General features: G+C 64.2%; 18 protein-coding genes and 1 tRNA gene. 7 read left to right on the top strand and 12 right to left on the bottom strand.

Annotation, left to right across the window (positions count from 1 at the left end; translation table 11 throughout):
• Positions 1-183 precede the first annotated feature (183 nt).
• From ABVQ20_RS23315 to ABVQ20_RS23300, 4 genes are all read left to right on the top strand, one after another.
• Complete coding sequence (locus tag ABVQ20_RS23315) at positions 184-2,205, top strand: transcriptional regulator (protein ID WP_354461820.1); 2,022 nt, start codon at positions 184-186, stop codon at positions 2,203-2,205.
• 206 nt (positions 2,206-2,411) lie between these two features.
• Positions 2,412-3,788, top strand: coding sequence for a virulence factor family protein (locus tag ABVQ20_RS23310; RefSeq protein WP_354461819.1), 1,377 nt, complete (start codon positions 2,412-2,414; stop codon positions 3,786-3,788).
• A gap of 204 nt (positions 3,789-3,992) precedes the next feature.
• The gene (gene mprF / locus ABVQ20_RS23305) at positions 3,993-6,614 is read left to right on the top strand and encodes a bifunctional lysylphosphatidylglycerol flippase/synthetase MprF (RefSeq protein WP_354461818.1); all 2,622 of its coding nucleotides are present in this window, start codon (positions 3,993-3,995) and stop codon (positions 6,612-6,614) included.
• 117 nt (positions 6,615-6,731) lie between these two features.
• The gene (locus ABVQ20_RS23300) at positions 6,732-6,908 is read left to right on the top strand and encodes a hypothetical protein (RefSeq protein WP_227344205.1); all 177 of its coding nucleotides are present in this window, start codon (positions 6,732-6,734) and stop codon (positions 6,906-6,908) included.
• Positions 6,909-6,926: 18 nt separating this feature from the next.
• On the opposite strand, the gene ABVQ20_RS23295 is transcribed toward ABVQ20_RS23300, so the two are convergent.
• Both ABVQ20_RS23295 and ABVQ20_RS23290 read right to left on the bottom strand, forming a co-directional pair.
• A complete protein-coding gene (locus ABVQ20_RS23295; protein WP_435528398.1) occupies positions 6,927-7,238 on the bottom strand; it encodes a UBP-type zinc finger domain-containing protein in 312 nt (103 codons plus the stop codon).
• Positions 7,235-8,926, bottom strand: a complete 1,692-nt coding sequence (locus tag ABVQ20_RS23290) for an FAD-dependent oxidoreductase (protein WP_354461816.1) — start codon at positions 8,924-8,926, stop codon at positions 7,235-7,237. Before ABVQ20_RS23290 ends, ABVQ20_RS23295 begins: the two co-directional genes overlap by 4 nt.
• A gap of 252 nt (positions 8,927-9,178) precedes the next feature.
• On the opposite strand from ABVQ20_RS23290, the gene ABVQ20_RS23285 reads away from it, so the two are divergent.
• The 3 genes from ABVQ20_RS23285 to ABVQ20_RS23275 are packed head-to-tail and all read left to right on the top strand — an operon-like array spanning position 9,179 to position 12,261.
• A complete protein-coding gene (locus ABVQ20_RS23285; RefSeq protein WP_354461815.1) occupies positions 9,179-10,006 on the top strand; it encodes an FMN-binding protein in 828 nt (275 codons plus the stop codon).
• Positions 10,007-10,036: 30 nt separating this feature from the next.
• On the top strand, positions 10,037-10,753 hold the full coding sequence (locus tag ABVQ20_RS23280; protein ID WP_354461814.1) for an FAD:protein FMN transferase: 717 nt from the start codon (positions 10,037-10,039) through the stop codon (positions 10,751-10,753).
• Positions 10,750-12,261 (top strand): RnfABCDGE type electron transport complex subunit D, encoded by a 1,512-nt coding sequence (locus tag ABVQ20_RS23275; RefSeq protein ID WP_354461813.1) that lies wholly within the window; start codon positions 10,750-10,752, stop codon positions 12,259-12,261. Before ABVQ20_RS23280 ends, ABVQ20_RS23275 begins: the two co-directional genes overlap by 4 nt.
• A gap of 1 nt (position 12,262) precedes the next feature.
• Here the strand turns inward: ABVQ20_RS23275 and ABVQ20_RS23270 are convergent, their stop codons facing one another.
• The 10 genes from ABVQ20_RS23270 to mepA form a co-directional block, all read right to left on the bottom strand.
• Entirely contained in the window at positions 12,263-13,606 is a 1,344-nt protein-coding gene (locus ABVQ20_RS23270) for a sensor histidine kinase (protein WP_354461812.1), read from the bottom strand.
• Positions 13,606-14,271, bottom strand: coding sequence for a response regulator transcription factor (locus ABVQ20_RS23265; protein WP_354461811.1), 666 nt, complete (start codon positions 14,269-14,271; stop codon positions 13,606-13,608). Before ABVQ20_RS23265 ends, ABVQ20_RS23270 begins: the two co-directional genes overlap by 1 nt.
• Positions 14,268-14,597, bottom strand: coding sequence for a PepSY domain-containing protein (locus tag ABVQ20_RS23260; RefSeq protein ID WP_354461810.1), 330 nt, complete (start codon positions 14,595-14,597; stop codon positions 14,268-14,270). Before ABVQ20_RS23260 ends, ABVQ20_RS23265 begins: the two co-directional genes overlap by 4 nt.
• A gap of 82 nt (positions 14,598-14,679) precedes the next feature.
• Positions 14,680-15,222 carry a cytochrome b gene (locus ABVQ20_RS23255; protein WP_354461809.1) on the bottom strand — a complete coding sequence of 181 codons (543 nt, stop codon included), beginning with the start codon at positions 15,220-15,222 and terminating at the stop codon, positions 14,680-14,682.
• A gap of 292 nt (positions 15,223-15,514) precedes the next feature.
• A tRNA-Leu gene (locus tag ABVQ20_RS23250) sits at positions 15,515-15,599 on the bottom strand.
• Between the two features lie 74 nt (positions 15,600-15,673).
• On the bottom strand, positions 15,674-16,294 hold the full coding sequence (locus tag ABVQ20_RS23245) for a 2,3-bisphosphoglycerate-dependent phosphoglycerate mutase (protein ID WP_354461808.1): 621 nt from the start codon (positions 16,292-16,294) through the stop codon (positions 15,674-15,676).
• Positions 16,295-16,377: 83 nt separating this feature from the next.
• A complete protein-coding gene (gene dapB / locus ABVQ20_RS23240) occupies positions 16,378-17,220 on the bottom strand; it encodes a 4-hydroxy-tetrahydrodipicolinate reductase (RefSeq protein WP_354461807.1) in 843 nt (280 codons plus the stop codon).
• Positions 17,217-19,136: an ABC transporter ATP-binding protein gene (locus ABVQ20_RS23235; RefSeq protein ID WP_354461806.1), complete on the bottom strand. Its 1,920-nt coding sequence runs from the start codon at positions 19,134-19,136 to the stop codon at positions 17,217-17,219. The genes dapB and ABVQ20_RS23235 overlap by 4 nt, the downstream gene beginning before the upstream one ends.
• A 21-nt stretch (positions 19,137-19,157) precedes the next feature.
• A complete protein-coding gene (locus ABVQ20_RS23230) occupies positions 19,158-20,204 on the bottom strand; it encodes a glucokinase (RefSeq protein ID WP_354461805.1) in 1,047 nt (348 codons plus the stop codon).
• Between the two features lie 187 nt (positions 20,205-20,391).
• Entirely contained in the window at positions 20,392-21,468 is a 1,077-nt protein-coding gene (gene mepA / locus ABVQ20_RS23225; RefSeq protein ID WP_354461804.1) for a penicillin-insensitive murein endopeptidase, read from the bottom strand.
• Positions 21,469-21,564: the final 96 nt, after the last annotated feature.

Genomic DNA, 21,564 nt, shown 5'->3' with positions numbered 1-21,564 from the left:
TCTGTCGTCGTTGTCGTCACGAGCCGGTTACAAACCGGCGGCTTGGGCGGCGAGGTTTCGAGACCTTGCCGCGTTATGTTCATTGACGTGCCGGCAATCCGGCGTGGGCGCATCGCTGCCCTGTCGTTCTGGCGATAAAGGAGACGCCGACTGGTCTGCGTGGGAACAGGCGTGGGAACGCACGTGGAATCCGTCCTATCGAGCCCCGATGGCTGCACGGCTGGCCTTGTCGTGCGCCTGTTTGGGCCGCTGACGGTTGCGCGCGATGGCGCTACAATCGAACTTCCGCAATCGCGCAAGCTGCGCGCACTCCTCGCCTATCTGGCGCTGGCGCCACATCCGGTGGGGCGCAGCCGCCTGTGCGAGCTCTTGTGGGATGTGCCGAACGATCCCAGGGGCGAGCTGCGCTGGTACCTCAGCAAGCTTCGCGGCGTTCTCGACGAACCGGACCGCCGCCGGATCGAGACGCAGGGCGATACGGTTGCGCTGCGCCTCGAGGACGGTTTCGTCGACGCAATAGCCGTTGCGACGGCCGCCACAGAAGGCATCGCGGCACTCGGTGTGGAGCGACTTCAGGCTCTGGCCAAACTGTTCGCGGGTGATTTTCTCGATGGGCTGGAGCTCGATCGCAACCCGTCTTTCAACAGCTGGCTGACCGCGCAACGCCGCCGCTTCCAGTCGTGCCATGCCGCCATCCTGGAACATCTTGTCATAGGCTTCCCGGCGGGTTCGGAGGAGGTGTCGGCGCATCTCGACAGATGGGTGGAGCTGGCGCCCTTCGACGCACGCGCGCATGCGGCACTGCTGGCAAATCTCGCTGAGCGCGGCCAGTTCGGCGCGGCCGAGGCGCATATGACGGCAGCCGCGCGGTTGTTTCAGTCGGAAGAGCTCGATTTCGAGCCAGTCCGTGCGGCCTGGGGGACGATTCGAGGCGAGCGGCCGGCCGCGGCTTTGCGGACGCTGCCACGCTTTCTGCCGGCGCCGGCGCAGCCGGTGGCAATCGCGCCTGCCGATGCGCCGGCCGAAAATCGCCATGCCCGGCTTGCGGTAATGCCGTTCGTCGAAGAGGCCGGCGTTCGCGGCGGCCTGGCCGACGGCCTGACCCACGACATCATCACCCGCCTGGCCAAGCTGCGGGACTTTTTCGTCATCGCACGCGGGTCGGTCTTCGCGCTCGCCGAGAAGGCCATCGCGCCGGAGGATGCCGGCCGCAGGCTGAACGTCGACTATGTCACCACCGGCACGGTGCGCAGCCAGCCAGATCGTATCATCGTAACGGTCGAACTCATCGAGGTTGGCACGGCCAGGATCGTCTGGGCGGAGACATTCGAACGCAGGCCCGACGACATCTTCGCCGTGCTGGACGACATCGGCAACAACATCGTGTCCTCGATCTCCATCGAAGTCGAGACGGTCGAGCGCAACCGCGCCATGCTGAAGGCGCCCAACTCGCTGAACGCCTGGGAGGCCTATCATCGCGGCCTCTGGCACATGTACCGCTTCACCCAGTCGGAAAACGAACTGGCGCGGCATTTCTTCGAAGTGGCCGTGCAGCAGGACCCGACCTTTGCGCGCGCCTATGCCGGCCTGTCCTTCACCCATTGGCAAAGCGCCTTCCAGCGCTGGGGCGACCGCGACCGGGAAGGCGCGCTCGCTTTCGAATCCGCAGGCCGGAGCCTGCTGGTCGACGACCACAATCCGGCGGCGCATTGGGCCATGGGCCGGGCGTTGTGGCTGCGTGGCGAGCAGGACGGGTCCTTGATCGAATTGGAAAGAGCCGTGGATCTGAGCCCGAACTTCGCGCTCGGCCACTACGCGCTGTCCTTCGTCCACTCGCAGTCAGGTGACCCAATGGCGGCGATCGGCTCATCCGACCATTCGCGCCATCTGAGCCCCTTCGATCCGCTGCTGTTCGGCATGTTGGGTGCCAGGGCGATGGCGCATGTCCGCCTCGGCCAATTCGACGAGGCGGCCGAGTGGGCGCTGAAGGCCGCCGCCCGGCCCAACGCCCATGCGATCATCCTGGCGATCGCCGCCCATTGCCTGGCACTGGCGGGTCGGCTCGACGAGGCGCGCGGCTTTGCCGCCGCCATCCGCAAGACGATGCCGCACTACTGTGCGGATGATTTCATAGGCACCTTCCGCTTCGAGCCGGATGCCGCGGCGCTGTTTAGGCAAGGCGCCAGGTGGATCGGGCTGGGCTGAGGCGAACAATGGCGACGGGCGCGTCGCACCGCCGCCACTGTCAGGGATCACCATGGACGGCCAAAAGGCCGCAGCTCGCGCGATGGGTTGAACATTATATTGCCTTGGATTCCGGTCAGGAGCCCAAAGACGTGGTTTCCCCGCGGCTTTTATTTGCCGCGCGGCCCGCTTACAAAATCGCTGAACAGAATTTTGAGAAGACAATCTTGCCCCTTTCGCTTTCAAACAGTCTCAAGTCGGTCGCCGCATTGCTGTTCGTGGCCGTTGCTTCCGGTGCAACGCCTGGCATGGCCGCGGAATTCGATACCGGCATGATCCCTGGCGGTCACATTGCCTTGCCGGCGCAACCGCCATCCGTCACCGTGTTCGTCTTCTCCGCTCTCGACGGCTGGTCACCGGCGGACGAGGATCTTTCGAAGCGGCTGGTGGACAAGGGCGCCGCCGTTGTCGGCGTCGACATGCCCAGCTATCTCGCCGCGATAGACAAGACCGATGGCGACTGCGTCTACCTGGTGTCGGACATCGAGACGCTGAGCCATGAGGTGATGCGCGCAGGCAAGGCTTCCGTTTACAAGCCGCCGATCCTGGTCGGATCCGGCACGGCCGGCGGCTTGGTGATGGGCATCGCCGCCCAGACACCGCCGGCGACCATCGGCGGTAGCGTCGCCGTGGACCCGACCGAGACATTTCCGTCGAAGCGCACGCTGTGCAGCGGTGCGCCCCGGCATGATACCGCCAACGGCATCGTCTACGACCTGCTGCCCGGGCAGCTCCCGGAAAAACTGAACGTCGTGTTCACCCCCGCCGGCACGGCCGACCAGCGCGGCCATATCGACAGCCTGATCAAGCAGGGCCACGCGATCAACCTGACACAGAGCACCAGCGCCGCTGGGGACGCGCTCGAAGCGGCGGTCGATGCCTTGCTTGCTCCGGCGGCGGGATCGATTTCCGACCTGCCCATCGCCCAACTGCCGGCAACGCCGACCGAGGACACGCTGGCCATCGTCTATTCAGGCGACGGCGGCTGGCGTGATATCGACAAATCGATCGCGACCGTCCTTCAAAGCAAGGGAATTCCAACGGTCGGCATCGATTCGCTTCGCTATTTCTGGTCCGCTAAGACGCCGCAGGCCATCGCGACCGACCTGGAAAACCTGATCGCAACCTACAAGGACCGCTGGCATGTGAAGCATGTGCTGCTGGTCGGCTATTCCTTCGGCGCGGACGTGCTGCCTTCCGTCTACAATGTGCTGGACAAGGCCACGGCGGCCGACATCGCGCAGATTTCGCTGCTGGGCTTCTCCACCGGCGCGTCCTACCAGATTACGGTCGAGGGCTGGCTAGGCTCCAGCAGCGGTGACGAAGTCCCGACCTTGCCCGAGCTTCGCAAGATCAACCCCGCGATGATCCAGTGTTTTTACGGTGAGGACGAGGACGATACCGCCTGTCCGCAGCTTGTGGGCAGCCCGATCCAGACGATCAAGACCACCGGCGGGCATCATTTCGACGGCGATTACAACGGTTTGACGCAGAAGATCATTGACGGATTGCACAAGCGGCTGGCGGCTCAGCCGGCTCCCTGATTTGAGATCAAAAATGTTGCGGTGCCCAATTGGTGCCAAAATCTGAGGGGAATTATGCCGCCCTTCCAGTATAGAGCGTAAAAATCGCAGTTCATCATCGGCCCGAGGATCACCATCTTCGCGCGGGATGCTGAGGGGCGCTTCCGGAGCGGCGCGGCAAGTCCGATCGGCCCGCGGGATATAGCAAGAGAGACGAAGGTAGGAATGTCGAATACAGACGATATGGCGGTGGCGGAACCGAAAGGGCTTCGCTCCCATGCCGGCAAGGTGCTGGCAATTGCCGTAGCAGCAGTGGCACTTGTGACGCTTCACCAGATGATTTCGGGGATAGACCCGTCCGACATCCAGCGTCAGGCATTCACACTGAGCCCGCATGCCATCCTTGCCGCCATCCTAGCGACATCAGCCAGTTTCGTGGCGCTGGGCCTTTACGATGTCATCGCCAGCCGCTCGGTTGCGCCCGGCCGCGTGACATGGCAGATCGCCGCCCTCTCCGGCATGGCCGGCTACGCTTTCTCCAACCTGCTGGGTTTCCATCTGCTGACGGGCGGCGCCATTCGGTTCCGCACCTATTCGCGCAGCGGCCTCGATGCCGGCGAGATCGGCCAGATCGTGCTGCTCACCTGGCTCGCCATCTGGCTTGCCTTCGCCGTGATGGTCGCCATGGCACTCATCTTCGATCCCGCGGGCATTCCGCTGATGGACCTCATCCATCCAGCCGCCGATCGCCTGCTGGGGGTCGCGATCCTGCTCGGCCTCATCTTCGCCATCGTGCGTGCGCGCGCCCATGCCAGCACGATCAATCTGTTCGGCTGGACGATCCCGCTGCCCCAGAGAAACATGATCCTGCTGCAGCTGTTGGTAGGCACGTTCGACATTGTCGCCTCCGCCGCGACGCTCTACGTGCTGCTTCCGGCTGATGTTTCGGTCGGCCCGGCGCTGTTCCTGACCGTCTATGCGACCGCACTGGTGGTGGGCGCGATCAGCCATGTCCCAGGCGGCATCGGCGTGTTCGAAGCGACCGTCATCGCCGGCCTCGGACTGGCGGGCAGGGCGGACGTCCTTGCCGCGCTCGTCGTCTACAGGCTGATCTACTATGGGCTGCCTTTCATCGTCGCGGCCATCCTGCTTGCTGCGTTCGAATCGCGCTATTTCGTCTCCCGCCTACCAACCCGCCTGTCCGCGCCGCTGCGCAGCCTCAAGACCGTGATGCCGCTGATCACCTCGGCCATCGTCTTCATGTCGGGCATCGTGCTTCTGCTCTCCGGTGCCACGCCGGGCATTCCCGCCCGGCTCGACGCGCTCGAGGACGTGCTGCCGCTGTCGCTGGTCGAATCGTCGCATTTCCTCGGCAGCCTGCTTGGGCTGGCGCTGCTGATCGTCGCCTATGGGCTGCGCCGGCGCCTGTTCCATGCCTGGGCAATCTCCATGTCCCTGCTGGTGATGGGCGCGCTGGCCTCCATGGCCAAGGGCATCGACTGGGAGGAAGCGATGGTGCTCGGCGCCACGGCACTGTTCCTGTTTCTGTGCCGGGACGCGTTCTATCGCCGGGCGCCGCTGGATGTCTCGAGAGTATCCTGGCGCTGGCTCGGGCTGATCGGCCTGGTCGTGGCCGCCACCACATGGCTCGGCTATTTCTCCTATCGCGACGTGGAGTATTCCAACCAGTTGTTCTGGCAGTTCGAGTGGAGCGGCGACGCGACGCGCATCCTGCGCGCGACGATCGGACTGGCCATCGGCGTATTCGTTCTCGCCATGTATCGCCTGATCCACCAGCCCGGCGGCGGCAAGGTGCGGGCCAAGACCGAGGTTCACGCTGACATCGCCGATATCGTGGCGCAGTCCCCGGACACGCAGGCCAACATCGCCCTGCTCGGCGACAAGGAGTTTCTTCTGTCGCCAAGCGAGAAGACCTTCATCATGTATGGCCGGGCCGGAAATTCCCTGGTGAGCTTGGGCGACCCGATCGGCAATCCGGCGGAAGCCAACGAGCTTGTCTGGCGGTTCCGCGAAGTGGCCGACAAGCAGGCCAAACGCGCTGTCTTCTATGGCGTCCAGCCGGAGAACCTGCCGCTCTACCTGGACATGGGCTATTCCCTGCTCAAGCTTGGCGAGGTGGCCAGGGTCAATCTCCAGACCTTCAATCTCGAGGGCCAGAAGAACCAGGAATTCCGCTACGCTGACAGGCGGGTGACCCGCGAGGAGATCGTCTTCGAGATCATTCCCGCCGTGCAGGTACCGTCGGTCATGGCGGAACTGCGCGATGTCTCCGACACCTGGCTCAAGGAGAAGAACGGCTCCGAGAAAGGCTTCTCGCTTGGCCATTTCGACCCGGACTATCTCGCCCGGTTCGACTGCGCGGTCATGAAACAGCACGGGCGCATCGTGGCGTTCGCCAACATCTGGCGCGGCGGCGGCGTCGAGTTGTCGGTCGACCTCATGCGCTACAAGTCGGGCGTTTCGAAAGTGCTGATGGACGCCTTGTTCGTCCGCCTGTTCCTTTATGGCAAGGAACAGGGCTACACTTGGTTCAACCTGGGCGCGGCGCCGCTGTCGGGAATTCCCGATCATTCGCTTGCATCGCGCTGGAGCCGTCTTGCCCGCCTTGCCTTCCGCTATGGCGACGAGTTCTACAATTTTGGCGGCCTGCGCGCCTTCAAGCAGAAGTTCTCGCCGGTGTGGACTCCGCACTATCTTGCCTGTCCCGGCGGCTTCAACATTCCGCAGGTGCTGCTCGACGTCAATTTCCTGGTCTCGGGCGGCCTGGGCAGGCTCATCGGCGCCAACAGCAACAAGGCGCCGGGACAGAAGTCCGAAGCCGCGTGATGCCTGCCAGTCGCGACCGAACGGTCCCGACTGGCCCCCGTTAATGAAGTCGGAAGGAGTTGTTTAACCGTTCGCGGTTATGTCTTCCCCTGAGGGGCATCAGCAGAGTGAGTATCAATGAGCGACAGCCCTGAAAAGCGCAGCGAATGGCGCGCCATTTTTTACGTCCAAGCCCGTGTTGCCATCCTGTTTGTGCCAGTTGTCGCCAGCCTGCTTATCATAGCAGCACTTGCCGGAAACGAACGCAAATCCGTTCCCGACGTCGACCGGACGGTCACAGGGTCCTTGAGATAAGCGGGCTCCGGGCACTGCTCAGTAAAAGCGCGGGATCGGACCGTTCTGCGGCGTGGTGCGATCGCCAAGGTCCAGAAAGACCTCGTCGACATAGCACCAGCCCCAGCCTTCGGGCGGATCATAGCCCTCGATGACCGGGTGGCTGGTGGCGTGAAAATGCTTCGTGGCGTGGCGGTTGGGCGAGTCGTCGCAGCAGCCGACATGACCGCAGGTGCGGCAGAGCCGCAGATGCACCCACCATGATCCGCTCTTCAGGCATTCCTCGCAGCCAAGCGCGCTCGGCGTCACGTCCTTGATACCAGCCGCATGGCTGCATTCATCCGCCATCATACTCTCCCGATCCGTTCAGGCGCGACGGCATGGTTGCCGTCCTTCGCAAGATAGGCATGCAGCGCCGCAACCACTTGCGCTCCCTCGCCGACAGCCGCCGCGACGCGTTTGACCGAGCCGGAGCGCACATCGCCGATGGCAAACACCCCTTTGCGGTTTGTCTCCATCACGCCATGTGCCGATCCTAGGTCCGATCCGGTGCGGACGAAACCCTTGGCGTCCAGCGTCACGTTGCAGTTCGCCAGCCAGTCGGTATTGGGGTCGGCGCCGATGAACAGGAAGAGATGCCGGATCGGGCGTGTCGTTTCCACGCCGCTGTCGCGGTTGCGCCAGCGCACGGTGGCAAGGTTGCCTTCGTTGCCCTCCAGCGCCTCGATTTCGGTTCCGGTCAGCACCTCGATGTTCGGTTGCGCCTTGATGCGTTCGACCAGATAGCGCGACATGCTCGCATCGAGACTGCCCCCGCGCGCCAGCAGCGCCACCTTCCGCACATGGCTTGCGAGATACACCGCCGCCTGCCCGGCCGAATTGCCGGCGCCCACCAGCGCCACCTCCTGGCCGCTGCAAAGCCGCGCTTCGATCGGCGACGCCCAATAATGCACCGACGTTCCCTCGAACTGCGCCAGGTTGTCGATATCGAGGCGACGATAGCGCGCGCCGCTGGCGATCACCACGCTGCGCGTCCGCACCGTCTCGCCGTCGCCGACATCAAGCCTGTAGCAGGCGCCATCGGTCGCCGAGCCCAGCAGCTTCGCCTCATCGGGGATCACCATTTCGACGCCAAACTTCTGCGCCTGGTTGTAGGCGCGCGCCATCAGCGCCATGCCCGAAATGCCCGTTGGGAAGCCGAGATAGTTCTCGATGCGGGAGGAGGCGCCCGCCTGCCCGCCGAAGGCACGGCAATCGAGCACGATGGTCGACAGCCCTTCGGAGGCAGCATAGACCGCGGCCGCCAGCCCGGCCGGTCCGGCGCCGATGATGGCGACGTCGTAGAGCTTGTCGGCATCGATCGGCCGCAGCAGGCCGATGCAGCGGGCAAGGTCCTTCTCGCCGGGATTGAGCAACAGCCTGCCGTTCGGGCACAGCACGATCGGCAGATGGTGGGGGTCCACGTCGAAGCGCTCGACCAGCGTCCTGGCGCAAGGGTCGGCAGCGGAATCGAGCACGCGGTATGGCTGGCCGCTGCGGGCCAGAAACCCCTGCAGCCGCAACACGTCGCTGTTGTCGACGGGCCCGATGATGATTGGCCCGCTCGTGGCGCTTTCCAGCAGCCCGACACGGCGCAGGATCAGCGCCCGCATGATGCGTTCGCCGAGATTGGCTTCCTGCACCATCAGGTCGCGCAGCCTCTGCGAGGGGATGACAAACGCCTCCACCGGCTCAGCGGCCTCCGCGTTGACCAGCGAGGGGCGGGCCGACAACTGCGCCAGTTCGCCGACGAAACTGCCCGGACCATGGGTGACGATCGTTTCGCGCCGGCCAAGCCCGCCATCCTGGGTGATGTCCACTCTGCCCGACAGGACGACGATCAGGCCTGGCGCCACGTCGCCGGCCGTGATCATGCGTTCGCCGGCGGCATAGGCGCTGGCCTCGCCGAAACGGCGCATGCGATCGATGTCCGCCTCGGCCAGCGTGGGGAAGGCCTGGTCGCGACGGGCGCCGAAGATCGGGTTGATGGATTGAGACATGGCTTTGAGCGTAGCGCCATGACCGTGCAGTTTGAAGGGGGTTTGTTCAGCGCCTAGCCGGGAGGGGAGGTTAGCGGATAGCCGCCTCTCTGCTCGTTCCGCGATGACGATCTGATGTCGCATACTGCAATAATCGGCGCTGCCGGCGGTCACAGGCGCTGACAGCCAATTGTCAGCTGTGTCGTGGCACAGTGTTTGCGAATTGCCGCAAAGCCGACTCGCCGGCGCAGGATCCAATTTGGAACGCAGCCCATGAAACAGATTGCCTTGTCGCTTTTCGTGGTCGCGTCCTCGGGTGCCTACGTCTGGGATCAGGCGGGCAAGGCCCCCACCGGCGACGTGATTGACACCGCAGGATCCGCCGCCGAGGAAAGCATGCTGCCGCCCCCTGCTCCGGCCAGCCCGATTCCAACGAGACCCGTTCCGGCGCCTGCCGCGCCATCGCCTGGGATTCCCCAGCAAAGTGTGCGGCTCAGGCCTCCGGCGACCGCGCCGGCCACGGTCGCCAGCGAAACCACGGCGGCGATCGCTATTCCCGCCCAAGAGCCACCAGCCGCCGAGAAGCCGCCTGCGGTCAGCCTGCCGCGGGTTTCCCAGGCGTCGGCCCGACCGCTGGAACAGGCGCCAGCTCAACGCGTCGCCGATGCCGCGCCGCAGGCAGTGACCTTCGCCATAACCCCGGCCGTCTACATCCCTATTCCCCAGCCGAGGCCGGATTATTCGCAAGCACCCGCCCGCATCATCAAGGCCGCCATGAAGCCGGCGGTCAATCTCGCCACCAAGCCGGCGGGGCACGGCTTTGCCGACGGCACCTACACCGGTCCTGTCGCCGATGCCTATTACGGCCTCATCCAGATTCAGGCTTCCATCCAGGGTGGCCGTCTCACCGCGCTCAAAATCCTGAAATACCCGAATGACCGCCGCACCTCGATCAGCATCAACCGGCAGGCGCTGCCGATGCTGCGTGACGAAGCGATCAGCGCACAGAGCGCCAATGTCGACATAATTTCGGGCGCCACGCTGACCAGCAGGGCCTTCATCCAGTCACTCGGCGGCGCATTGAAGAAAGCGTCGTCCTGATCCATGCGCGAGACCCGGATTCTGATGGGCATGCCCATCACCGTCGACATCGACGGTGCCTCGGGCGGCGTGCTTGTCGCCACGGTCTTCGACTATTTCGAGCGGATCGACCAACGCTTCAGCACCTACAGGAGTGACAGCGAGATTTCGGCCATCAACCGGGGTGACCTCCCGGTCCGCGACTGGAGCGGCGAGATGATGGAAGTTCTGGCCCTTGCCGAACAGACGAGAACCGAGACGGGCGGATATTTCGACATCCGCAAGCCCGACGGTTCGCTGGACCCGTCCGGCATCGTCAAGGGCTGGGCCATCCGCAATGCGGCCGGGATCGTCCAGCGGGCCGGCATCAGCGATTTCTTCATCGAGGCCGGCGGCGACATCCAGTCCGGCGGCAGGAATGCTCCGGGCCTCGACTGGAGCGTCGGTATCCGCAATCCCTTCAATGCCGATGAGATCATCAAGATCGTCTATCCGCGCGGGCATGGCGTCGCCACTTCCGGCACCTATGTGCGCGGGCAGCACATCTACAATCCGCTTGGGTTCGGCGATCCGATCACCGAAATCGTCAGCCTGACCGTCATCGGCGCGGATGTGTTCCAAGCCGATCGCTTCGCCACTGCCGCCTTCGCCATGGGACGGGACGGAATTCTGTTTCTCGAGCAGACGCCGGGCCTGGAGGCCTATGTTGTCGACAGCAACCGCCGCGCCACGCCGACAAGCGGCTTCGGAGCCTTTTGCCAACCATGATCAGGACCGTCGACCGGTTTCTCGACCATCAGACCATGTACCGGCTGGTCCTCTACTATCTGATCGCGTTGCTGGGTGCGGCCCTTGTGCTCGGCTTCTTCAAGCTTGTGCCGCATGACCCGGTCGCGCTCGCCTTCACGACGGGATTGATGCTGGCCGCCTGCTGGATCACCAACAGGGTTTTCGCTTATGTCTTCAAGGTTCCGGCCAACAACGAGTCCGTCTATATTACAGCCCTCATCCTGGCACTCATTCTCGACCCGGTGGCAGCCACGGACCTCAAGGGGATCGGCGCGGTGGTATTCGCCTGCGTCTGGGCGATTTCATCCAAGTTCATCCTCGCCATCGGCGGGAAGCACCTGTTCAACCCCGCGGCCCTGGGTGTGGCACTCACCGCGCTGCTGCTCGACCAGCCGGCCACCTGGTGGGTCGGCGGCAATCTGCCATTGCTTCCCGTCGTGCTTGCCGGCGGCCTTCTCATCGTGCGCAAGCTGCGCCGGCTCGATCTGGTCGCGACCTTCGTCGCCGTGGCGCTGGCGACGATCCTGGCAACCACCGAGCCTTCGCAATACGCCACCGCGCTGACGGAGACGCTGGGCTCGTCACCGCTGTTGTTCTTCGCCTTCGTGATGCTGACCGAGCCGCTGACGGCACCGACGACGCGCTGGCCACGAATCGCCTTCGCCGCCATCGTCGGTTTCCTGTTCGCCCCCAACATCCATGTCGGCTCTTTCTATTTCACACCGGAGCTGGCGCTTCTGGCGGGCAATCTCTTCGCCTACGCGGCAGGCCCGAAAGGACGCTTCGTGCTGACGCTCGAACGCATCGAGCAATCCGCCGTCGACAGCTACGACTTCATCTTCAGGTCACCGCGCAAGCTCGCCTTCCAGGCCGGACAGTATCTGGAGTGGACGCTCGGTCTCGACCGTTCGGACAATCGCGGCAATCGTCGCTATTTCACGGTCGCATCGGCACCCACGGAGCAATCCGTGCGGCTTGGCGTCAAATTCTATCCGCAATCAAGCGCCTTCAAGCAGGCGCTGGGCACGATGAAGCCGGGCAGCACGATCCATGCTTCCCAGCTGGCCGGCGATTTCACCCTGCCGGCCAATCGCGAAACCAAGATTGCCTTCCTGGCTGGCGGCATCGGCATCACGCCATTCCGTTCGATGCTGCAATATCTCATCGACAGCCATGAAAGGCGTCCGATCGTCGTGCTCTACGGAGTCGAGACCCAGCAGGACATCGCCTATCGCGATGTTCTGGGCACGGCGAGAAGGGAACTGGGCATCAGGACGGTGCTTGCCGTGGCCAGGGGCGCCGAGCGCGGCCAATATCCCGGCTATATCGACGCGCGCCTGGTGCGCCTTGCCATTCCCGATTATCTGGAGCGGACCTTCTACATTTCCGGCCCCCAGGCCATGGTCAAGGCGTTGCGCGACAAGCTGCTGGCCATGGGTGTTCGCCGTTCGAGGATAAAGGTCGACTATTTCCCCGGCTTTGCCTGAATCAGCCGTGTCGGGGCAGGGCGATGGTCACGACCAGGCCGGGGTCGGCATTGGTCATCGTCAGGCGTCCGCCATAGGCTTCGACAATGTCTGAAACGATGGCCAGGCCTAGCCCGCTGCTGCCGCCCTTGCTGTCCAGTTGCACCCCGCGCGACAGGGCGGATTCCCGATCTGCGTCCGGTATGCCCGGGCCATCATCGGCGACGGCGATGGAGACCTCGCCGCCGCTTGCCCACGCATTGACCTGAACCGAGGATGTTGCGAAGCGCGCCGCATTCTCCACCAGATTGCCCAGGATCTCCGACAGGTCGCCCTCATCGACCGGCGCCATGAAATCCTCCGCGACGTCGATCAGGAACGAGAGCCGCTTGCCGCCCGGCGTGCGCTTGATGACGGCGATGACGCCGGCCGCGGTTTCCCCGACCCGGCACGATGCCTTGCTGGAAACGCCGGGCGCCAGACGGGCGCGCGCCAGTTCCCGCTCGACATGACGTCGGATCGCTCCAGCACTCTTCTCGATCTCGTCGGCGAGTTCGGTCTCGCCCTTCTTGCGCAGGGCGCGGATGTCGGCCGACAGCACCTGCAGCGGCGTCTTGAGGCCGTGTGCCAGGTCGGTGGCGCGCGACCGGGCCCGTGCGAGCGCTTTCTCCTGCGCATCGAGGAGGCGGTTGATTTCGTCGGCGAGCGGCTGCACCTCGCGCGGCGCCACACCGTCAAGCCGTGCCGATCGCTGCGCGATCACGTTTCGCACGGCTACCCTCAAGTTTTCCAGCGGCGCAAGGCCAACGGTGATCTGGATGAAGAAGGCCGCCATGAGAGCGGCCGCGAGCATGATGAGCGCAGGCACGAGATCCCTGACATATTCGCGCACCGACACTGTGACGCTGCGATGGTCTTCCGCCACGGTGGCGCGAAACGACCGGCCGTCGGCATCGGTGATGGTGCGCACAACGGCAATGGTCAGTTCGCCGCCTGGCCCCTTGAGCTCCTCGATCTTTTTCAGTTCGCCGCTCGCCCCCTGGTCGGGCAACGCAAGCGTTGCGTCCCACAATGAACGCGAGCGCACCAGGCTATGGCTGGTCAGGTCTTCCACCTGCCAGTAGTGGCCGGACAGCGGATTGATGAAGCGCGGGTCGGTCAGGTCGGCCTCGACCGAAAGCCGGCCGTCGGCAGCGAAGCTGGTCGCGCCGATCAGCTCGTTGAGATCGACGGTCAGTTCGCTGACGATACGCCGCTCGACATTCAGTTCGAACAGATAGCGCAGCCCGACCCCGGCAATGGCGAGAGCGACGAGGATCGAGATGGTTGCCGCCGACCAGAGCCTGAAGCGGATCGAGTTTCCCATCAGGGCGGCTCGTCGGGCACGAAATATCCGAACCCGCGCCGCGTTTCGATAACATCGTTGCCGAGCTTGCGGCGCAGGCGTGCGACGATCACCTCGATTGCGTTGGGATCGCGATCATTGCCCGAATCGTACAGATGCTCCGCGAGTTCGGTCGGCGCCACCACGCGCCCGGCATGATGCATCAGGAACGCCATCAGCCGGTATTCCAGCGGCGACAGCGCGACGGGAACGCCGCGCAGCGAAATGCGCATCTGGCGCGTGTCCAGCAGCAAGGGGCCGGATTTCAGCACCGGCGCCGCCTGGCCCGTTGAACGGCGCAGGATCGCGCGCAGCCGCGCCAGCAACTCTTCCATTTCAAACGGCTTGGGCAGGTAGTCATCGGCGCCGGCATTGATGCCTTCGACGCGCTCGGTCCACAGGCCCCTCGCGGTCAGGATCAGAACGGGAAAACGGCGGCCGTTGGCCCGCCAGCGCTTCAGCACTGTCAGGCCATCGAGCTTCGGCAATCCGAGATCCAGAATCGCTGCGTCGTAATTCTCGACGTCGCCGGCGAACCAGGCGGCTTCGCCGTCGCGCACGCTATCGACGGCCATTCCAGCCGTCTTGAGCACCGCCGCGATGTCGCCGGCAATACGGGGTTCATCCTCGGCGAGCAGGATCTTCATCGGTCGCCGCCCCTGCTGCGTATCAGCACCCCGGCGCCGGCGTCCACATCGACGATCCTGCGACGTCCGTCGGCGGCAACGACCTGGAACCGATAGACCCACCTGTCGCCTATCCGGATGAAATCGACAGCCACGATATCGCCGGGGGTCTCGGCGCGAACCACGGCCAGGATGTTGGACAGGCCCTTTATTTCGCCGCGCTCGTAAAGATCCCGTGCCCGATCATGATCGCCGTCATCATCCCCGTCCGCACGCGCGGCAAGCGGCCCGGCAAGAACGAGCCCGCACAGTCCCACCATCGCAAGGGACTTCAGCGGCGATTTCATCCAAGCGCCAGCTGTGCGCGTCCGCAAACATGGCAGACGGCACCACGCGGCTTGCATCCGACCGGTGTAGTCTGAACCGCGATCACGAGCCACTTGTCCCCGGCAGCATTCGCTTGAGCACGTCGTCCCTGCGGATGAAATGATGCCAGAGCGCAGCCGCCGCATGCAGCCCCGCAAGAATAAGGATCGCATTGGCGCAGAGGCTGTGCAGCTGCCTGATGAACCCGGCCGTGGCGCGATCCGGCGAAAATGGCGCCGGGATGGTGAAGAGACCGAAGAAGCTCAAGGCGTCGCCCCGGTACCATGTCAACAGGATGCCGAGAATGGGAATGGCCACAAGCAGTCCGTAGAGCAACAGATGCGCGATCTTGGCTACCCATTGTTCAAGCTGTGACATTTCCGCTGGCAGGCCGGGCGTTCCCAGTGCCAGGCGCAAGCCGACGCGGACGACAACCAGTGCGAAGAGCAACAGCCCAAACGAGATATGAAGCCACCAGACCAGCGCACGGCCGGGATCGCCGCGCGGAAAAAGGTCGACCACGTAGGTCAGGCCATAAAGGCCGATGACCAGCAGAAACACGGCCCAATGAATGGCCTTCTGGGAGCTGGCATAGGTGGGATTCATTCGAAAATTCCAGTTTTGAATTCTTTAAACTAGCCGCGATCTTGTCAAAGCTTTGTCCGGTAGCGATGCGCTCGGCAGCCATCGATGAGACGGTGGCGATTCGGCCGGCGAAGCGGTCCCGTGACCGAGCCTTGGTGGTCGTGATCCGGCGGGACACTGGCAGGGGGAACCTGTCAGTTCGCTGACATCAGGACATCGGGCAGGCTCGATGGGCCGGATAAAGAAAAAGCCCGGACGAACCGGGCTTTTTCTTTCTAGTCTCGGAACCATCGACTGGTTCGAAACGGGAATTTGGTGCCCAGAAGAGGACTCGAACCTCCACTCCTTGCGGAACACGGACCTGAACCGTGCGCGTCTACCAATTCCGCCATCTGGGCTGGTGCGGGCTCATGTAAGCGGGCAAGCGATGTGTGTCAACGCGCTTTTTTAAAGCTCTTGCTCGCTTGCCGGCTCAGCTGTCCAGCACTTCCTTCGACGCCACCGTCGAATCGGCGTTCAGCGTGTAGATGACGGGCACGCCGGTGCCCAGTTCCAGCTTGACGATCTCTTCGCCAGACTTGCCGTCCAGCGCCATGATCAGCGCGCGCAGCGAGTTGCCGTGGGCCGCCACCAGCACTGTGCCGCCGCGCAGCACATGCGGCTGCAGGTCGTGCAGATAATAGGGCCAGACGCGTGCGCCGGTGTCCTTCAGGCTCTCGCCGCCGGGCGGCGGCACGTCATAGGAGCGGCGCCAGATATGCACCTGCTCCTCGCCCCATTTCTGGCGGGCGTCATCCTTGTTGAGGCCGGAGAGATCGCCATAGTCGCGCTCGTTCAGCGCCTGGTCGCGGATGGTCTTGAGATCGCTCTGGCCGACCGCGTCGAGAATGTGCTGGCAGGTCTTCTGCGCACGCGAGAGCACAGAGGTGAAGGCGATGTCGAATTTCAGGCCACGTGCCTTCAGCTTCTGCCCGGCGGCCTTGGCCTCGGCGTGGCCCTGCTCGGTCAGGTCGACATCGCGCCAGCCGGTGAACAGGTTCTTCAGGTTCCATTCGCTCTGGCCATGGCGCACGAGCACGAGAGTTCTCGACATTTTTGCTCCCTTCGCGAGCAATTCCAGGAAAAGTGTGAAGCAGTTTTCCGTCCGGAATTGCGTTAAAACAGGTTGTGGTCCGCTCAGCTGAGGCCGAGCACGTCCCGCATGGAATACAGTCCCGGCTTCTTGCCGCGTGCCCAGAGCGCCGCCTTGACGGCGCCGCGCGCGAAGATGGCGCGGTCCTCGGCATGGTGGGCAAGCGTGATGCGTTCGCCGGTGCCGGCCAGCACCACCGAATGGTCGCCGACCACGGACCCGCCGCGCAGCGCGGCAAAGCCGATCGAACCGGTCTTGCGCACGCCGGTGTGGCCGTCGCGCGACCGTACGCTGTTCCCATCGAGATCGATGCCACGCCCGGCGGCGGCGGCTTCGCCAAGCAGCAGCGCCGTGCCAGATGGCGCGTCGACCTTGTGGCGATGGTGCATTTCCAGGATCTCGATGTCGAAATCGTCGGCGTCGAGCGCACGCGCGGCCTGCTCCACCAGCACCGCCAGAAGATTGACGCCGAGGCTCATATTGCCGGATTTGACGATGGTCGCGTGGCGCGCCGCCGCCGCGATCCTGGCATTGTCTTCCACCGAGCAGCCGGTGGTGCCGATGACATGGGCGATGCGCGCCTGTGCGGCATAGCCAGCGAATTCGACCGTGGAGGCCGGTGTCGTGAAGTCGAGCACGCCGTCGGCCTTGGCGAAGGCCGGCAGCGGATCGTCTGATATCGGCACGTTGATGATGCCGATGCCGGCCAGTTCGCCGGCATCCTTGCCAAGATGCGGCGAGTCCGCCCGCTCGATCGCCGCGGCAACGCGCGCGCCCGGAATGGTGTGGATGGCGCGTATCAGCGCCTGCCCCATGCGGCCGGCAGCACCCACGACCACCAGGCCCATGTCTCCACTGGGAGTGTCGCTACCGGGTGTGTCGCTCATGTGTTCCCCCCGACCGTTTTCCTGGCCCGTATATCCTGCGCCGAAGTCTGGATCGGCTGGGTGTCGTCGACCAGACCCAGCCCCTTGTTGCCCTGTATCCGGTGGAAACGGGCATAGACGCTGTGCGGATCGGCCATCAGCGAGGCGTGCGTGCCCTCTTCGACCAGACGGCCCTGTTCCAGCACGATGATGTGGTCGGCGTTGACCACCGTCGACAGCCGGTGCGCGATGACGATGGTGGTGCGCCCTTCCATCACCTCGACGAGCGCCTGCTGGACACGGGCCTCGGCTTCGTTGTCGAGCGCCGAGGTCGCCTCGTCGAGCAGCAGGATCGGCGCCTGCCGCACGATGGCGCGGGCGATCGACACGCGCTGGCGCTGGCCGCCCGAGAGCGTCGCGCCGTTCTCGCCGACCGGCGTGTCATAGCCTTGCGGCTGTTGGCGAATGAACTCGTCGGCCGCGGCCAGCTTCGCGGCCAGCTCGATGTCGCTGTCGGTCGCCGAGGGCCGGCCATAGCGGATGTTGTCGCGGATGGTGCCCTCGAACAAATAGGGCGCCTGCGACACATAGGCGATGGAGCCGCGCAACGACTGTTTGGTGAGCTTGGAAATGTCCTGGCCATCGATCTCGATCGTGCCGGCCTCGACGTCGTAGAAACGCTGCAGCAGCGCCACCAGCGTCGTCTTGCCGGCGCCGGATGCGCCGACGATGGCGGTCATCTTGCCGGCGGCCGCGACGAAGCTCAGATCCTGCAGGACCGGCATGTCCTCGACATAGCGGAAAGACACGTTGTTGAACCGCACTTCGCCAGTGGTGAAGCGCGCCTCGGTGGCACCCGGCGCATCACCCTGCTTCGGCTCGAGATCGAGAAGCTCGTAGATCATGCGGGCATTGACCAGCGCCCGCTCCATGCCGACCTGCATGCGCGCCAGGCGTCTCGCCGGGTCATAGGCCATGATCAGCGCGGTGATGAACGAGAAGACCGCACCTGGCGGCTGCCCGAGAACCAGGGCGCGGTAGCCGGAATAGGCGATGACGGAGGTAACGGCGAAACCGGCCAGTATATCGGAAATCGGCCCCAGCCTCTCCGAGACGCGCGCTATCTTGTTGTTCCGCTGCTCTGCCGTCTCGGCCATGGCGCCGATTTGACGCGCGAGCGCCTCCTCCATGGTGAAGGCCTTGACGATGGCGATACCTTGAGTGGCTTCCTGGATGGCTCCGGTCAGTCGGGAATTGATCAGCACGGATTCGCGGTTGATGCGACGCAGTCGACTGGTGATGTACACCACGGCCCAGATCAGCGGCGGTCCGATCAGCAGCGAGCTGAGCGACAATACCGGGTCCTGGTAGATCATGACGCCGAGAAGGCCGACCAGCGTTACCGCATCGCGGGTGATCGAGGTCAGTGTCAATGACAACAAGTCGCGAATGCCGCCGACATTTTCGTTGACCTGCGCCGCCAACCGGCCCGAACGGGTGTCGTTGAAGAAGCCGACCCCGAGCTTCATCAGATGATCGAATATGCGCTTCTGGTAGCGCGCCACCAGATTGTTGCCGATCTGAGCAAGCGCCACGGCCTGGCCGTAACCGGCGAAGCCGCGCAGCATGAAGGATCCCATGAAGCCGGCGCATATCCACACGATCGCGTCGCCACGCCGTTCGTAGAATATCTGGTTGACCATCGGGGCCATGATCCAGGCCGTGAAGGCGGTCGTGCCCGAAACGATCAGCAAGCAAGCGATGGCCACGACATACGACCAGCGATACTCGGTACCGTTTTCAGTGAGGATGCGGCGGAGCACCGCCGTGACCTCGCCGGGCCGGACTTTCTGCTTGGTTGGGGTTTGAGGAGTCAAATCAGAGCGCTTCGTCGGTTTCCGCTTCCCGCAGCCGGGTTGCAATTTGGCCCCCCTCATAGCGCCATGGCGCCGGTTTGCCTATGCCTTGGGGTGACTAACTTCGTCGCGCCAGCGCCGGCCCGCAGTCTGGACGCCAAACAACGATGGGTTTCTGGCATAGGCGGCAAGCCCCGAAAGGGCGGCCAGCGGATGGGTGATCACGTAGACTGGCATGGTCCGCATCAGTTCGCTGTGCGGCGCCTTGTCCTCGAAGGCGGCGCGGAAATTGCCTTCCTTCAGCGCCGGCACGATCTTCTGGGCAATGCCTCCTGTCAGGAAGACTCCACCGCGGCTCATGAATACCATTGCGAGATCGCCAGCGGTGCGCCCGAGGCAGGTGACGAACATCGACAGTGCTTCCTCCGAGACAGGATCGGCTTTCGCCAGTGCAGCGGCGGTGATTTCGGCCGGTGTGGTGAAGGGCGACGGCTTGCCGTCGGCCTTGGCCACTGCCCGGTAGGCGTTGACCAGTCCACGCCCGCTCAGGATTTGCTCGCCAGAAATGCGGCCTTCAAGCTTCTCGATATGCGGGAAAACCTCGAAATCCCGGGTCGAGCGTGGGCCGATATCCATATGGCCGCCTTCGCCCGGCACCGGTATCCAGTGATTTAGCGCATAGATCAGCCCGGCGACGCCGAGTCCGGTTCCGGGGCCGAGCACCACGCGTCCGGCACTGGGCTCGGGGGCACCGCCGCCGATCTTTTCCATATGCTCCTCGCCGAGTGCCACGACGGCCAGTGCCTGCGCCTCGAAATCATTGAGCACGACAATGTCGCTCAGGCCCAGATTGGCGAACATCTGCCTGGGTTTCACGATCCAGGGGCAGTTGGTGAGCTGGATCTCGTCGCTGTCGACAGGTCCGGCAACGGCCAGCACCGCCGAATTGGGGCGGATCGACGATCGGTCGAGCACCGCCGCCTGGATGGCTTCGTCGATGGTGTTGAAATTGGCTGTTTGAACGATGGTTGGCTCGCCCGCCTCGGAGTTCGCGTCAACAACGATCGAGAAGCGCGCATTGGTGCCGCCGATATCACCGATCAGGATCGGAAACCGCAACAAAGCGCCGTTGTCACCTGTGCTTGGCATGCTCTCGTCCGTCCCCGGCGCCCCTGACGGCATATCGCCGTTCATCCGTTGACTAGCGCATGAGTTTGAAAAGGGAAATCGGTTTTCGAAACCGGCGGCCAACAGAGGCATGTTCTGCGGCCAAACGGCCACTATTTCATAAAAACGGCAGGCTAAACCGATTCAACACCCGGAAATGACCAAGGCGTCAGTTTCCCGGCCGCGGCAGCGGCACGCCGCCCTCCGGGGTTGCCGCAAAGGCATTGGCGGAGGCCGGCAGGGCAGGCTCGCCGCCGCCGGCAGTTGCCGGAGGCGAGGGCGCTTCTGGCTCGGGCGCCGCGGTCGCCATCGGCACGCCGCCGCCATGGTAGGTGGCGGCCTCGGCGGAAACTGGTCCCGGCGCCTCGAGCACGGCCTGGCATTCCCTGGGCAAGTTCGCCATCGTCATCAGGTCGCGTGCCTTGGGTGCATCCGGATTCTTGTTGGGCCGCCACGGCTCCTCGGTGAACCACCATGCCAGCGGCTTGCCGCAACCATCATCCGCAGGGGTCGCTTCCTGCCCCTTGCAACTGGGTGAGCCCGGCTGGCAGCCGATGCGCATGTGGAAATGATAGTCGTGGCCCCAGAACGGCCGGATCTTGCGCAGCCAGCCGCGGTCGCCCTTGACCGTGTCGCACAGCTTCTTCTTGATGCCCGGATTGACCAGGATGCGTTCGACCTCAGGATAGCTCGCCGCCCGCTTCAGCAGCCTTGTATGCGCTGGCGTCCACAGCGCGTCCTTCACCAGATGGGTCTTCTCGTTGACCATCAAGGTGGCGCTCATGCTCTCGCGCTGCGCCATCGACAGCGGGCGACTGGGCATCGGCGTCAGCCAGATGTCGGCGTCGAGTCCGATCTGGTGCGAGGCGTGGCCTGTGGTCATCGGGCCGCCACGCGGCTGCGCGATGTCGCCGATCAACAGGCCCGGCCAGCCGTCGGCGACGGCGTCAACAGACAGTTTCTCGATCAGCGCGATCATCGCCGGATGGCCCCAGCGGCGATTGCGCGACGGTCGCATCACCTCCCAGGTCGGTCCGGCCATGGGAATGGCGACGCCGCCGGCAAAGCAGCCCTTGGAATAGAAGCCGAAGGACTGTGGGGCCGTTGCCGTCGGCAGTTTCTTAGCGCCGAACAGGTCTTTTGCCCGCTCCTGCGCCGCCGCCGGTTGTACCCCTAGGGCGAGCAGACCGAGAACAGCGGCCAGCAAGGGCGTTTTGCAAAGAGATGGCCGCAACGCTGTCTTCATCTAAACGGGCCCCCAACCGAAATCCCAGGGCCGAATCATAGCACGCAACGCTGCTTGCTTCGATCGCCAGGGCATGATCGCGAAAAGTGGTAAAGG

It is taken from the genome of Mesorhizobium shangrilense, assembly GCF_040537815.1.
GTDB lineage: Bacteria > Pseudomonadota > Alphaproteobacteria > Rhizobiales > Rhizobiaceae > Mesorhizobium > Mesorhizobium shangrilense.
Note: the sequence above shows the minus strand (reverse complement) of the source record. Positions and strands in the feature narration are given on the sequence as shown.

Excerpts from the sequence above, each read along its gene's own strand:
- mprF (WP_354461818.1), top strand. The coding sequence starts at position 3,993 with ATGTCGAATACAGACGATATGGCGGTGGCGGAACCGAAAGGGCTTCGC.
- ABVQ20_RS23300 (WP_227344205.1), top strand. The coding sequence starts at position 6,732 with ATGAGCGACAGCCCTGAAAAGCGCAGCGAATGGCGCGCCATTTTTTAC.
- ABVQ20_RS23295 (WP_435528398.1), bottom strand. The coding sequence starts at position 7,238 with ATGATGGCGGATGAATGCAGCCATGCGGCTGGTATCAAGGACGTGACG.
- ABVQ20_RS23290 (WP_354461816.1), bottom strand. The coding sequence starts at position 8,926 with ATGTCTCAATCCATCAACCCGATCTTCGGCGCCCGTCGCGACCAGGCC.
- ABVQ20_RS23285 (WP_354461815.1), top strand. The coding sequence starts at position 9,179 with ATGAAACAGATTGCCTTGTCGCTTTTCGTGGTCGCGTCCTCGGGTGCC.
- ABVQ20_RS23280 (WP_354461814.1), top strand. The coding sequence starts at position 10,037 with ATGCCCATCACCGTCGACATCGACGGTGCCTCGGGCGGCGTGCTTGTC.
- ABVQ20_RS23275 (WP_354461813.1), top strand. The coding sequence starts at position 10,750 with ATGATCAGGACCGTCGACCGGTTTCTCGACCATCAGACCATGTACCGG.
- ABVQ20_RS23270 (WP_354461812.1), bottom strand. The coding sequence starts at position 13,606 with ATGGGAAACTCGATCCGCTTCAGGCTCTGGTCGGCGGCAACCATCTCG.
- ABVQ20_RS23265 (WP_354461811.1), bottom strand. The coding sequence starts at position 14,271 with ATGAAGATCCTGCTCGCCGAGGATGAACCCCGTATTGCCGGCGACATC.
- ABVQ20_RS23260 (WP_354461810.1), bottom strand. The coding sequence starts at position 14,597 with ATGAAATCGCCGCTGAAGTCCCTTGCGATGGTGGGACTGTGCGGGCTC.
- ABVQ20_RS23255 (WP_354461809.1), bottom strand. The coding sequence starts at position 15,222 with ATGAATCCCACCTATGCCAGCTCCCAGAAGGCCATTCATTGGGCCGTG.
- ABVQ20_RS23245 (WP_354461808.1), bottom strand. The coding sequence starts at position 16,294 with ATGTCGAGAACTCTCGTGCTCGTGCGCCATGGCCAGAGCGAATGGAAC.
- dapB (WP_354461807.1), bottom strand. The coding sequence starts at position 17,220 with ATGAGCGACACACCCGGTAGCGACACTCCCAGTGGAGACATGGGCCTG.
- ABVQ20_RS23235 (WP_354461806.1), bottom strand. The coding sequence starts at position 19,136 with ATGAGGGGGGCCAAATTGCAACCCGGCTGCGGGAAGCGGAAACCGACG.
- ABVQ20_RS23230 (WP_354461805.1), bottom strand. The coding sequence starts at position 20,204 with ATGCCAAGCACAGGTGACAACGGCGCTTTGTTGCGGTTTCCGATCCTG.
- mepA (WP_354461804.1), bottom strand. The coding sequence starts at position 21,468 with ATGAAGACAGCGTTGCGGCCATCTCTTTGCAAAACGCCCTTGCTGGCC.